We start from the raw sequence: 12,708 nt of genomic DNA, 5'->3' as shown, positions 1-12,708 counted from the left end.
CGGTGCCGCTTGGCGATACCGCAACCCCATGCCTGATTTTGACGGGTTCCCACCTGCCATCTCCTGACATTACGACAAGGTATTTAAGGCTTTTCTAAAGCAGAGAACCCTTGCAAAGATCGTTCGCCGGCAAATGCCGTCGTTAGTTTCGCGGATCTGCTTCCAAAACGTTTTGGAACTCCGCGCACTGCTCAGGAAATTTTAATCGTCTTTCAACGGTTCTCGCAGCGCCATCGCGATCCTTTCCAGCCGATCTCGGGGGACGGCCGCCATTTCCATCAGGTGACGCGTTCTTTCGGTTTCAGACTTGTACGCCCTGCGAAGCATGGTTCCCGTGAAGATTCTGCTCGGCTCGTGCATCTTTTCCAACAGCGCGGCGTGTCTACGGCGCCTGTTTTGCAGAACGCGGTAAGCGTTTTCGATGCTCAAACGCATGCGGCGCTCTCCACTGTCACTTGCTTCGCTAGAGCGACGAGCGGATCCAACGACCGAAATAGGAAGGCGTCCAACTTCATGCCGTTGATTACGTGAAGCTCCCCAGTGATGCCGGCGATCTCGTGCGAGGGAGTGATCAGGTAGTCGCGAATAGTCAGATCACCGGGGTTCATACGGATCAGCACGAAGATATCCGCCGTGCTGCCTCGCTTGGCCCTCGAAGACCAGCGGGGATAGGCGTATCGCGATACCCGACAGCGAGCAACTGCGATCGAAACGGTGAATTCGTCGTTTATACGGATGAGATTGCTTCCTGGGTGGTGGAAGAATATCCGATCGGGCCTGCAGGCTCGGACTATTATCTCCGCCGCGCTGCAACCGATCTACCGCAGTGCCTTTTGGTTCAGATATCCGGCTCCGAGAAAGAATGCCCTTCAGAGGCAAGCAAAACATTTTTCTCGGAAAGTCCACGTGCGGATGGACAGAGGCGCGGCCAGCGTCCGAGCTCTTCAGGAAATCGCCGAGAGCAGCCACGAGCCGTTCATCGCGCTCTTCAATAACACCGTAAGCGATATCGAGGAGCTTGGAGTCCTGCAGGCGTTCAAGCATCTGGAACTGATAACCTCCGTTCAGGTCGTAAGTGGGATGATCGTCAACAAGCTGGGAGTTGTCCTTCAGGGCTCCGTCGTGAGAGCAGAGGGAGAGTTCATTGATCTCACTGCCGGCAGGCCCGGAACTGCTATCAATGCCCACATGTTCAACGTTTGGAAGCGACACCGCATTGATCTTCCCTGTCAGGATCTCATGATTGTCCGCAGGGATTTTTTGGTCGACGCACTTTCGACAGCGCCATCCAATTTTCCTTTGCGTGCCCTTCCGTGGTGGCTTGGCCGGACGGCGATTTTGACCGGGCGGGCAAATCGCGTTCGAGCCTCTTTTCATGGGTTCGTCAGCGATGAGGCTGAGTTGCTAGGCGATCCACCGGCATCTTTGTTGCGAGCCGAACGAGTGTTCGGGCCGACAGATTTCACGACAGCCCGGCGCGCGGCCTATCGAGAATTGCAGCAATGTCCAAGCGACACTTTTGTGACCACCTAGCCGTGTCGGCTAGTCTAATGGATCGATAATATTAATATCGACCAAAATACTCATTCGCGATTGCGTTGGCCGGCCCATCCATTTTTACCCGGCCGTGCTCTAGCCAAATCAATCGATCGCAGCTCCCCACCAACAACTCCCTCGAATGACTGGCCAGAACTAGGATTTTCGTCGAACTCACGATCTCGTTAAGCCGTCGGCTCGCTCGGTCCTTAAAATCTTCGTCCCCCGTCGAAAGCCACTCGTCCATGATTAGAATTTCGGGCCGGATTGACGTCGAGGTTGCGAAGGCCAATCGAAGCTGCATCCCCGACGAGTAGGTTCGGAAAGGCATATCCAGGAAGTCGCCTAGACCCGAGAATTCGGCAATTTCGTCATACCTTGAACTAAGCTCCTTCGACGTCATGCCCATCATTGCAGCTCGCAATTTGATGTTTTCGCTCCCTGTAGCCTCGGGATCGATACCGAGGCTGATGTTTATCAGCGAGACGCATTCGCCGTCGATTGCCGCGCTCCCCGACGTCGGCGCGTAGATACCCGAAAGGAGCCTCAGAAGAGTAGTTTTGCCGGAACCATTATGGCCGACGAGTCCCACCCGTTCGCCCTCATGAATCGCGAGGTCGATCTCATCGAGCCCTTTGACAACGACTAGTCCGTCGAATCGTCTTTCGATCGCACCTCCGGTTGCGACGTTCAGGACCCGATTCTTCAAAGATCGGTTCGCAGCATTGTAAACGGGGAAGGAGACAGAGGCCTTCTCTAGGTAAATCTTAGCCATACAATCACAACCAGTACGGGACGCGCTTACGATAGCGATCGAACAGCCACAACGCGAATAGCCAACCAACGCCTAACATCGTTATCGCGTAAAGCCATGAGGTAGATGACGGAATCTCGCCCAAAAACGGAGCGCGGATCAGCGTAATCAGATGATAAAATGGATTCAGATTGAACAGATTTTGCGGAACACCTTTTGGTAGTGTCTTTATTTGCCAGACGATCGGAGTCATGTAGAAAATAACTTGGAGAAAGTTTTGCATCACCTGGGTCATGTCCCTGAATCGCGCGCAGATCGTTGCAAGTACAAGCATCATCCATAGAAGGTTTAGCGAGACGATCACAAATCCAGGAAGCGCTATTATTGCAATCCACGACACGTGAGCTCCTACAATAATCAGAACGATGGGTACGATTACCAAATTATGTCCAAACACTATTATATTTCGCCAAAGTGTTCTCATTACGTGAGTGAACAGAGGCATTCGGACCTGAAGAATGATGCCTTGTGAGCTTATGAAACTGGTGCACCCGTCACTTAAACAACTGGAGATGAAACTCCAGACGATCAGGCCGCACCCAACAAACGGAAGGAACTCTTGCATCGGCGTCCGAAAAAGGTTGCCGAAGATAAGTCCGAGCGCACCGATCATCACCCCCATATTGATGGTGAGCCAGAATGCCCCGATCCGTGAGCGGCGATAGCGCTGAGCTACATCTTGCCATCCAAACGTCGTCGCCAAATGGTGTTTCCTGACAGCCTCACTGATGTCAGTGACCGCTTCGGGGAAGGTCATAAGTGTCATTTCATTGGTCAATTCAGAGAAACTCGGTGAAGCTCGAAAATCGTTCCCAACCGACGCCACGACCCTGTGACGGAGTTCACATTTTCGTTGCAAGGGATGTCCGCCACAGCGTGCCTCTCACTGGTATCGGAACCATCAATCTGATTGAGACGATCCATAAGATGGTTCGGCGGCAGACCTACCTCAATTACCGGTCAACCCCAGCCACGTTCGACGACTTTGGGTGCTGTAGCTACCCTTGAGCCAGCTATTGCTTCTGGCTGGTTGGTCCTCTATCACGGCGTCGAATTCAAATGCAAGGATCATAAACCCACGCAGGAGAGCATGGGCTGTTGAGGGGGCTTGTCGGGGAAGGCTCTGCCGACACTAGCTGAAAATCCCAACAGGGCGGTGAACCGCGAAGACGCTGAATGAAGCAAAGATCACTCAACGAGCTATTTGATGCGCACAGTGGCAAAGTCTCGGACAAGTGGGAACACTGCCTCAATATGTATGAGAGGCTCTTCGGACCCTTACGCAACAAGCAACTCCATATCCTCGAAATCGGTGTCCAGAATGGCGGCTCGCTTGAAGTTTGGGCCAAATATTTTGAGCATGCCCAGGCGATAACGGGCGTCGATATCGATGGAGCAGTCGGCCAACTGACGTTTGAGGACAGGCGAGTCAAGGCGATAGTTGCCGATGCCACGGATGCCGCATGGTGCGATACGCTTGCGCAGGCGCTCGACATTGTAATCGACGACGGCTCTCACCGGTCCAGCGACATAATTAGGTCCTTCCTGCTGCTGTTTCCAAAGCTGGCGCGGGGCGGGATTTATGTCGTGGAAGACATGCAATGCAGCTACTATCCCGAGTACCAGGGGGGACTCTTCACGCTCGGATCGGCAATGGCCTTCTTCAAGCGCCTGGCCGATGGCATCAATCATGAACATTGGGATGTGAAGCACCAATCATGGGAACTCGTCATTCCCATTCTCGATCAGCATGATATCCGTTCGAATGATCTCAACTGGTTCGCGACGATCGATTCGATTGAGTTCACAAACTCTTGCGTCATTCTGCGCAAAGGGCTGCCAGAGGATAATCGTCTTGGTAGGCAGCGCGTTCGCGGCCAGATTGAAGCGGTCGTGCAGGGCCGGCTGCGATATGAAGGTCAGATGTACGAGCGGACACGCTTCACCACCCATCCCCCACTTACGGCAAGAGCGATCCATCCCGAAGATTCAATCGTGAATCTGGAGGCAGAGCTCGCTCGCTTGAGCGAGCAAGCAGAGCGGTTCAGCGAGGATGCGCGCAGAACGGCGGAGCGGCTCTCGTCGTTGGAGGGCGAGTTGTCAAAGTCGCTCGACGTAAGGGCGCAAACGCAGCAGGCGCTCGCAGGCGCTGAGGAAAGGCTCGCGGGCGCGGAGGAAAGGATTGGGGCACTGGAGAGCCAACTTGATTCACGTCGGGAAGAGGTTGTGGCGCTGGAAGGCGAACTCCATTCGAGTCGCGGAGAGGTTGCGTCGTTAAGAGGCTCGACCAGTTGGCGAATAACTGGACCGATGCGAGCTGTCGGGACGTCCGCGAAGAGCGTCGGACGTATACTTGGGCAGTCGCAGGCGCTTTCGTTCTTGCTTGCACCTCGTGCGGCTGTCCGCATTGTCGCGGCCATGAGGCGGCGCACGGGGGGATTGCGCCCTCTGCTACGGATGAGCTGGGTAGTGCTGCGGCGCGAAGGCGTGGCAGGCCTATCGTCTCGGTTGAGCTATGCCGCCGCGCAATTGGCCAGCGCTAAAGCTCCCGCTGGTGGTAACGCTAGGGATACTTTTCGGCGCAGCATTTGGCGCCAAATGAACGGCAATGCGTCGTCCTTTCTCGGCAAACATGTTGCCCCTGATTTCTGTGAGGTATGCGATCTCGCCGATGGCCGCCACCATCCTGAAGAACTCCTCTTTTCGATTCTGACGCCAGTCTTCAACGCCGACGATGTCGCATTGCGGGCGATGCTTGATTCCGTTGTGGACCAATCCTTTGGGAGCTGGGAGCAGATACTGGTTGATGACGCATCGACGGACCCCGGCGTGGTGCGAACACTGAGGGAATATGCCGCCACGGACTCGCGGTTCGTCGTGGTGGAATGCGACAGAAATCGGGGAATTTCGCAAGCAACGAACGAGGCTTTACGGCGCGCGCGTGGCAAATATGTCGTCCTGTTGGATCACGACGATACGCTTCACCCCGATGCTTTGCTCGAGAACGCGCGTGTCATCGGTGCGTACTCTGAGGTCGATCTGATCTACAGTGATGAGGACAAGACCAACTCACGCGGAGAGTTCTATTCGCCATACTTCAAGCCGGACTGGTCTCCCGTGCACCTGCTGACCAGGATGTTTACAGGACATCTCTCCGTCTACCGCAAGAATTTGGTGAAGGAGGTGGGAGGCTTTCGACCGGAGTTCGATGGCACGCAAGACTATGATCTTGTGCTGCGGATTGCCGAAAAAACCACGAAGATCGTTCATATACCGAAGGTCTTGTACCATTGGCGCGTCGGGGCAGCGAGCACTGCCGGTGATATAGGTGCCAAGGCGGGAATATTGGAGAAGCAGAAAGAGGCGCTTGAGGATTGCCTTCGGCGAAGGGGTATCGAGGGGAGCATTCAGCCCACAAATTACCCTGGTAACTGGCGACTCGTTCCCGACATATCCAACCCCGCTCCGTTGGTCTCGATCGTGATCCCAACGGCAGGCCGAGATGGCATCATTCGGGGCCGAAGTGCTGACATCCTCCAAAACTGCCTGCACAGCATCGCGAGTTCCACCTATCCGAACTTCGAAATCGTGGTCTCATGCAATGAACCGCTTTCGGGCTCGGCCGACGAGGCCTTGCGACGTTTTCCGCGACACAAGCTCGTTCGATATGAAAGTCCGGTTTTCAATCTCGCCGACAAGATCAACAAGGCGGCGCGAGCAGCCCAAGGAGAATACCTTGTTCTATTGAACGACGACATCGAGGTTAAAACGCCGGACTGGATAGAAAATATGATGCGCATCTGCGCGCTCGATGGCGTCGGATGCGTAGGTTCGAAGCTTCTGTTCGAGAACGGTACGATTCAGCACGCGGGTGTCGTGTTCCAGGACTCCGGCCCAACGCATGTGATGCTCGGCCGCCCTGCTCATGAGTCTGGCCCCAATATGGAAGCCTATCTGACTCGCGAAGTGGTTGCCGTAACCGGAGCGTGTTTGATGGTTCGGTCCCGGCTGTTCTGGGAATTGGGCGGCTTTGATGAAAGCTTTCCGCTCAACTACAATGACGTCGATTTCTGTTTGCGCTTGCGCGATCTGGGGCACAGCGTCGTGCAGGAGCCGTCGGCTGAACTCTATCATTTCGAGTCACTGTCAAAGGAAGGGACCTTCTCCCCAGAACTGGACCGCTTTATCGCGCGCTGGGGTGAAGTCGACGACCCCTACTACAATGTCAATTTCGATCGCTCGAACCCATGGTTCAGAGCGAAGCCGGGTTGGAACTGGCGCGATCTTCCGTCGGAAGACTATCAAAGTTGGCTCGACCGGAGAGTGGCTGCGCGCATGCAGGACCCGTTCCGTCCGGAACGAACAGAGGAACTCACACTATCGGTGGTTACTTCGGCTTATAATACCGAACGTCGGTTCCTGCTGGAACTCGCTCAATGCATCAACAATCAGACCCACCAGAAGGTGGAATGGATTTTGGTCGACAACGGATCGACCGATCCCGACACGGTTGCCACGCTTCGAGAAATCGCCTCGACAAGCAATCGTGTGACCCTTGTCCGGGTGGAACAGAACAAGGGCATCTTGGGTGGTATGCGGGTCGGTCTCGAAAACGCGATAGGCGACTATATCCTTCCGATGGATTCCGATGACCTCATTACCTCCGATGCTGCCGCACTGATCTCCGCTTTTCTGATCGACCATGGTCTGCCGGAATTGATTTATTCGGACGAAGACAAATGCAACGTGAGCTCCTCGCGCTCCAGTCCCTTCATGAAGCGGGATTGGGATCCCGTCATGTTCTACGGCTGCTGCTACGTGGCGCACTTATGCGCGATCCGACGAGATACGGCGCTGAAACTTGGTGCATACACGGATGACAAGGCCGATGGCTGTCACGACTGGGATACCTTCTTGAGGTTCATTCGCAATGGAGCTACCCCGATTCATATGAACGAAGTTGTTTATTCGTGGCGAATGCATTCCCAATCGACGGCATCGGCAGATCCGTCGGTAAAGCCGTTCACGTTGGTTTCACAAAGCCACGTCCTGACCCAGCATCTTGAGCTGAGGCAACTCGCGAACCGGATCGAAATCGTCGAAAATGATCTGTTCGGTCACGCCGGCATGTGGCGGCTCCGGCGCAAGATCGGCGAATTACCTGCAACGTTCGTGGTCACAACGCAGCAGAGCGGACCCGATGGCAAGGTCAGGAGTTCTGTGGCCACCGTGTCGGAACTGATGGACATTGTTCGTGCAAAGTCGGGCGATCATGAATACATCGCGATCGTGGATTCTGCGCTCACGATCGAAGACGCCGATTGGATTTCCGAGGCAATCGGGCTGTGTGAAGTCCACGACGATATCGCGTTTGTCGGTGGCACGCTGCACTCGGACAATGCGACTATGCTTTGGACCGGAGGCTATCGTACTTACCGCAATGGCGAGACATGTCCGTACAATGGCCGCCCTTCGTACCATTCGGGCTATCATGGAGAGGCCTTTTTGCAACGTAGCGTCGATACGTTCACGCCAATGTTCTGGCTAGCCCGTGCCGAGCGCCTTGAAAATCTCTGCAAAGAACTGCCAGATGAACTATCATTTGCCGAGTTGGCCGGGGCCCTTGCGGTGGAAGCCGCAAAGAAAGGATATCGAACCGTCGTTTCGCCGTTCATGAAGGCGACTGTCCAAGGCTCTGCCCGGGAGCCACCCTATCGTCCCGTGGTGCAACACCCATTCCCCGATGGCAACGCATATTATCCGTCGAGGATGTCGCCAACAGCAGCCTGGGAACTGGGACCAGCAAACTAGGCGCCTTCGAACGACCTTTTACCGATAGTATGGAGCTTGTAATGAAAGCGGTGATACTCGCCGGCGGACTCGGTACGCGATTAGCGGAGGAGACGTCCATTCGTCCGAAACCGCTTGTCGAAATTGGTAGTAGGCCGATACTTTGGCACATCATGAAGTGTTATTCGGCACATGGGATAAATGAGTTCATAGTCTGCTGCGGATATAAGGGGTATATGATCAAGGAATATTTCGCCAATTATTTCCTTCATATGTGCGATGTGACGTTTGATATTCCAAACAATCAAATGACTACGCATCAAAGCCGGGCGGAAGACTGGAAGGTCACGCTGATCGATACTGGCGATGACACCATGACCGGAGGGCGGCTTCGTCGCGTGCGGCAATTCATAGGTGAAGAGACATTCTGTTTCACCTACGGCGACGGCGTTGGCGATATCGATATCGGTGCAACTATCGAGTTTCATCGCCGTCACGGCAAACTGGCGACGCTTACGGCGGCGACGCCGCCCGGCCGGTTCGGGGCGTTGAATCTGGATGGTCACGACGTCCGGTCGTTTCAGGAAAAGCCGAAGGCGGATGGAGGGGTGATCAACGCAGGTTTCTTTGTGTTGGAGCCGCAAGTCATCGACCGTATCTCTGGCGATGCCACGGTTTGGGAACGGGAGCCGCTCGAGACCCTTGCTTCGGACGGCCAACTGGCTGCCTGGCGACACGAAGGCTTCTGGCAACCCATGGATACGTTGCGTGATCGCCATCACCTCGAGGCGTTGTGGGAGAGCGGCAAAGCGCCGTGGCGGGTATGGCAATGACCCCCGGCGCAAAACCCAGCGCCGACTTCTGGTTCGGTAAGCGTGTCCTTGTAACGGGTCACACCGGTTTCAAGGGCAGTTGGATTTGCATGTGGCTTTCGGCAATGGGCGCGAAGGTCACGGGCCTTTCGTTGGACCCATCCGGCGATCCGTCGCTCTACGGCGTCGCTAGAGTGAGCAGGTTTCTAGAAGCAGACCTGCGCTGCGACATCCGCGACGCTGCCAAGCTGCGTGAGGCTGTTTTGTCCGCGGCGCCCGAGATTGTGCTGCATCTGGCGGCTCAACCGCTTGTGCGCTTCTCCTATGCCGATCCGCTTGCAACCTACGCAACGAATGTGATGGGCACGGTGCATCTCCTGGAAGCCGTGCGACACACATCGTCGGTCAGGGCGGTCGTCAATGTCACGACGGACAAATGCTACGAGAACCGCGAATGGGTTTGGGCTTATCGCGAGGACGAAGCGATGGGAGGCCACGACCCGTATTCGAGCAGCAAGGGCTGTTCCGAACTCGTGACAGCAGCATATCGCCGCTCGTTCCTCGCGGCCGCGGGCGTGGGCGTGGCGTCTGCGCGCGCAGGCAACGTCATAGGCGGCGGCGATTGGTCGGCCGACAGATTGGTGCCGGACTTCCTGCGGGCCATCGACCGAAATGAAAAGCTCGTCATCCGTTCGCCGGAAGCGACGCGGCCATGGCAACATGTGCTCGAACCGTTGTCGGGCTATCTGTTGATCGCCGAAGCGTTGTGGAGCGACGGCGTCGGCTTCGCGGAGGGCTGGAATTTCGGGCCTGACGAGGATGATGCCAAGCCGGTGCGTTGGATCGTCGAGACGCTGCAGGCTTTGCGCCCTCGGATACGGTGGGAGATTTTCGACGGCGAGCGTCCACATGAGGCGAATATGCTGGCATTATCGAATTCGAAGGCGCGCGCCAGATTGAACTGGCGGCCGCGCTGGAGGCTTCGCCGCGCGCTGGAAGAGACAGTTCGATGGCATGAGTCCTGGGCGCGCGGCGAGGACATGGCTGAATTGTGCCAAGAGCAGATCCGCGGTTATCTGGATACCCCTGTCTCATGAGCGCGCGCCTGTCGGTTGAGCAAACGCCCCTTGCCGGGCTCATGGTGATTAAGCGGAATGTGCTAAGCGACCATCGAGGCTATCTGGAACGCTTGTTTTGCGCCACGGAACTCGCCCCAATCCTCGATGGGCGCAAGATTGCCCAGATCAATCACACGCTGACGAGGAACACCGGCGCGGCCCGCGGCATGCACTTTCAGCGCCAGCCCTTTCAAGAGACCAAGATTGTGTCATGCTTGCGCGGAGAGGTCTTCGACGTTGCCGTCGATCTTCGTAAGGGCTCCGCCACGTTCGGCAAATGGTACGGCATTGTTTTGAGCGCCGACAATCACAGTAGCCTTTACATCCCCGAAGGCTTCGCTCATGGCTTCCAGACGCTCTGCAGTGATTGCGAGTTGATCTATTTTCACACGGCTCCTTATTCCGCCGAGGCGGAGAGCGCCGTCAACATGCTCGACCCCGCGTTCGGGATCGAATGGCCGATAGCCATCACCGAGCGTTCTACTCGGGACGAATCCCATCCTTTCATCACAAGCGTATTCGAAGGCCTGGAAATATGATTTGTAGACACTGCCGCGCGCCGATAACACAGAGCTTCGTTGACCTGGGCAGCGCTCCCCCTTCGAATGCATATCTGACGGCAGAGGCGATGCGCGGTCCTGAAAAATGGTTTCCGCTTCGCGTTCTCGTCTGCACCCAGTGTTGGCTGGTGCAGACAGAGGATTTCGCCAGGTTCGACGAATTGTTCGACCATGAGTATGCGTATTTTTCCAGCTTTTCGGCCTCATGGCTCAGGCATTCCAAACGCTATTGCGAGGCGATGACCGAGCGGTTCGGTCTCGATGCCACGAGCCATGTGGTAGAAGTGGCGGCCAACGACGGCTATCTGCTGCAATATTTCAAGGCAGCCGGAATTCCGTGCCTCGGCATCGAGCCGACCGAAAGCACCGCCGGGGCAGCCCGCGAAAAGGGGATCGAAATCGTCCAGTCGTTTTTCGGTGAGGCGCTGGGCCAGAAGCTGATGGCCGAGGGCCGGGGCGCCGATCTTACCGCTGCGAACAATGTGCTCGCCCATGTGCCGGACATCAATGATTTCGTGAAGGGGTTTGCAAGCATTCTGAAGCCGGACGGCGTTTCCACCTTCGAATTTCCTTCCCTGCTCAATCTGCGCGATCTGGTCCAGTTCGACACGATCTACCATGAGCATTTTTCTTATCTGTCGTTGACCGCTGTGAACCAGATATTCGATGTGAACGGTCTGTCGGTCTTCGATGTCGAAGAATTGCCGACCCACGGCGGTAGCTTGCGTGTATTCGCGCAGAGGAAAGACACCGGATCGCGCGAGAAGAATGCCTCCGTTGCAGCGATGCTGGAACGTGAGGCATCGGCAGGCCTCTCTTCCCCAGAAGGCTATGCGGGCTTCCAGCGAAGGACCGATGAGGCGAAGAATGCGCTCGTTTCGTTTTTGCTGTCGGCGCGTAACGAGGGTAAAAAGGTTGTTGCTTACGGTGCTGCCGCGAAGGGCAACACGTTCCTCAACTATGCCGGTGTCCGCCCGGATCTGATTAGCGTTGTGGTGGACCTCAATCCCGCCAAACAGGGGAAGTTCATGCCCGGAAGCCGAATTCCGATAGCCGGCGAGGAAAAGATCCGCGACGAGAAGCCGGACTATATCATTATCCTTCCATGGAACCTGTCTGAAGAGATTGCCACCCAACTCGCATACGCTCGCGAATGGGGTGCCAGCTTTGTGACGTCCATACCTGAGCTCAAGGTATTCTGATGCGCGTCGCGGTGACCGGCGCGACGGGCTTCATTGGGCGCCATGTCCTGGCCGAACTGCGCCGGCGGGGTCATGAAACAACCGTTTGCGTGCGCAACGCGTCACGTCTGCCGGATCAATTCCTGCCGATGGGGACGGACCTCCGGGAGATCGCCATAGGTGCCGGCGATGAGCCGGACTGGGCGGACCTGGGCTCGCCGGACGTGCTTATCCACCTCGCATGGGGCGGATTGCCGAACTATCATTCGCTGCACCATTTTGAGAAAGAACTCCCTGCGCAATACTCATTCCTTGCTCGACTTATAGAAACTGGATTGCCTACACTGGCCGTAGCAGGAACTTGCTTTGAGTATGGCATGCAATCCGGAGCTCTCGGCGAGGATCTCGTATGCTTGCCGAGCAATTGCTACGGATTTGCCAAAAACGCTTTGCACAAGCAGCTCCAATTCCTCTCCAGGACACACAGTTTTAATCTCGTCTGGGCGAGGCTGTTTTACTTGTATGGCGACGGCCAGTCTTCTAATTCGCTTCTTTCTCAATTGCATCAAGCGGTCGTGGAAGGAAGGGAAGTCTTTGACATGTCGGGCGGAGAGCAATTGCGTGACTATCTGCCGGTAACGACCGTTGCAGAGTTTCTTATCACGCTTGCTACTCTGGGACAGGATATTGGGGCAATCAACATCTGCTCGGGAAAGCCTATTTCGGTTCGTAGACTGGTCGAGGCTTGGATTCGTGAAAATAGCTGGAAGATAGAACTCAATCTTGGCCATTATCCGTATCCGGACTATGAGCCGCTGGCCTTCTGGGGGAAGGTGGACAAGCTCTCGGCCATCATTTCCCACGGTCGCAGAGCCGCCAGGTGACGCGGCGGCGCCC

Annotated in this window: 11 protein-coding genes; 7 read left to right on the top strand and 4 right to left on the bottom strand. The window is 55.9% G+C overall.

Annotated features, from left to right (window positions below; translation table 11 throughout):
• Positions 1–201: 201 nt before the first annotated feature.
• Both AC4FWB_RS04885 and AC4FWB_RS04880 read right to left on the bottom strand, forming a co-directional pair.
• Positions 202–435 (bottom strand): hypothetical protein, encoded by a 234-nt coding sequence (locus AC4FWB_RS04885; protein WP_491024660.1) that lies wholly within the window; start codon positions 433–435, stop codon positions 202–204.
• Positions 426–620, bottom strand: a complete 195-nt coding sequence (locus AC4FWB_RS04880) for a hypothetical protein (protein WP_491024659.1) — start codon at positions 618–620, stop codon at positions 426–428. The genes AC4FWB_RS04885 and AC4FWB_RS04880 overlap by 10 nt, the downstream gene beginning before the upstream one ends.
• A gap of 286 nt (positions 621–906) precedes the next feature.
• On the opposite strand from AC4FWB_RS04880, the gene AC4FWB_RS04875 reads away from it, so the two are divergent.
• Positions 907–1,533 (top strand): hypothetical protein, encoded by a 627-nt coding sequence (locus AC4FWB_RS04875; RefSeq protein WP_491024658.1) that lies wholly within the window; start codon positions 907–909, stop codon positions 1,531–1,533.
• Between the two features lie 31 nt (positions 1,534–1,564).
• On the opposite strand, the gene AC4FWB_RS04870 is transcribed toward AC4FWB_RS04875, so the two are convergent.
• Together AC4FWB_RS04870 and AC4FWB_RS04865 are read right to left on the bottom strand one after the other, a co-directional pair.
• Positions 1,565–2,311 carry an ABC transporter ATP-binding protein gene (locus AC4FWB_RS04870; protein WP_491024657.1) on the bottom strand — a complete coding sequence of 249 codons (747 nt, stop codon included), beginning with the start codon at positions 2,309–2,311 and terminating at the stop codon, positions 1,565–1,567.
• 4 nt (positions 2,312–2,315) lie between these two features.
• On the bottom strand, positions 2,316–3,107 hold the full coding sequence (locus tag AC4FWB_RS04865) for an ABC transporter permease (RefSeq protein ID WP_491024656.1): 792 nt from the start codon (positions 3,105–3,107) through the stop codon (positions 2,316–2,318).
• A 419-nt stretch (positions 3,108–3,526) separates the two neighbouring features.
• Between AC4FWB_RS04865 and AC4FWB_RS04860 the strand changes: the two genes are divergently transcribed.
• Genes AC4FWB_RS04860 through AC4FWB_RS04835 form a run of 6 tightly spaced genes read left to right on the top strand, consistent with a single transcriptional unit; the run spans position 3,527 to position 12,695 of the window.
• Complete coding sequence (locus AC4FWB_RS04860; protein WP_491024655.1) at positions 3,527–8,161, top strand: glycosyltransferase; 4,635 nt, start codon at positions 3,527–3,529, stop codon at positions 8,159–8,161.
• 41 nt (positions 8,162–8,202) lie between these two features.
• A complete protein-coding gene (rfbF, locus tag AC4FWB_RS04855) occupies positions 8,203–8,973 on the top strand; it encodes a glucose-1-phosphate cytidylyltransferase (protein WP_491024654.1) in 771 nt (256 codons plus the stop codon).
• On the top strand, positions 8,970–10,049 hold the full coding sequence (gene rfbG, locus AC4FWB_RS04850) for a CDP-glucose 4,6-dehydratase (RefSeq protein ID WP_491024653.1): 1,080 nt from the start codon (positions 8,970–8,972) through the stop codon (positions 10,047–10,049). Before rfbF ends, rfbG begins: the two co-directional genes overlap by 4 nt.
• The gene (locus AC4FWB_RS04845) at positions 10,046–10,609 is read left to right on the top strand and encodes a dTDP-4-dehydrorhamnose 3,5-epimerase family protein (RefSeq protein ID WP_491024652.1); all 564 of its coding nucleotides are present in this window, start codon (positions 10,046–10,048) and stop codon (positions 10,607–10,609) included. Before rfbG ends, AC4FWB_RS04845 begins: the two co-directional genes overlap by 4 nt.
• On the top strand, positions 10,606–11,832 hold the full coding sequence (locus AC4FWB_RS04840; RefSeq protein ID WP_491024651.1) for a methyltransferase domain-containing protein: 1,227 nt from the start codon (positions 10,606–10,608) through the stop codon (positions 11,830–11,832). Before AC4FWB_RS04845 ends, AC4FWB_RS04840 begins: the two co-directional genes overlap by 4 nt.
• Positions 11,832–12,695 carry an NAD-dependent epimerase/dehydratase family protein gene (locus AC4FWB_RS04835; protein WP_491024649.1) on the top strand — a complete coding sequence of 288 codons (864 nt, stop codon included), beginning with the start codon at positions 11,832–11,834 and terminating at the stop codon, positions 12,693–12,695. The genes AC4FWB_RS04840 and AC4FWB_RS04835 overlap by 1 nt, the downstream gene beginning before the upstream one ends.
• The last annotated feature ends 13 nt before the right edge of the window (positions 12,696–12,708 follow it).

The sequence above is a fragment of the Mesorhizobium sp. LEGMi-168a genome (assembly GCF_058312955.1).
Note: the sequence above shows the minus strand (reverse complement) of the source record. Positions and strands in the feature narration are given on the sequence as shown.

Bases quoted from the DNA above. Each gene is read 5' to 3' on its own strand.
- AC4FWB_RS04840 (WP_491024651.1), top strand. From the start codon at position 10,606: ATGATTTGTAGACACTGCCGCGCGCCGATAACACAGAGCTTCGTTGAC.
- AC4FWB_RS04865 (WP_491024656.1), bottom strand. From the start codon at position 3,107: ATGACCTTCCCCGAAGCGGTCACTGACATCAGTGAGGCTGTCAGGAAA.
- AC4FWB_RS04860 (WP_491024655.1), top strand. From the start codon at position 3,527: ATGAAGCAAAGATCACTCAACGAGCTATTTGATGCGCACAGTGGCAAA.
- AC4FWB_RS04845 (WP_491024652.1), top strand. From the start codon at position 10,046: ATGAGCGCGCGCCTGTCGGTTGAGCAAACGCCCCTTGCCGGGCTCATG.
- AC4FWB_RS04870 (WP_491024657.1), bottom strand. From the start codon at position 2,311: ATGGCTAAGATTTACCTAGAGAAGGCCTCTGTCTCCTTCCCCGTTTAC.
- AC4FWB_RS04835 (WP_491024649.1), top strand. From the start codon at position 11,832: ATGCGCGTCGCGGTGACCGGCGCGACGGGCTTCATTGGGCGCCATGTC.
- rfbF (WP_491024654.1), top strand. From the start codon at position 8,203: ATGAAAGCGGTGATACTCGCCGGCGGACTCGGTACGCGATTAGCGGAG.
- rfbG (WP_491024653.1), top strand. From the start codon at position 8,970: ATGACCCCCGGCGCAAAACCCAGCGCCGACTTCTGGTTCGGTAAGCGT.
- AC4FWB_RS04885 (WP_491024660.1), bottom strand. From the start codon at position 435: ATGCGTTTGAGCATCGAAAACGCTTACCGCGTTCTGCAAAACAGGCGC.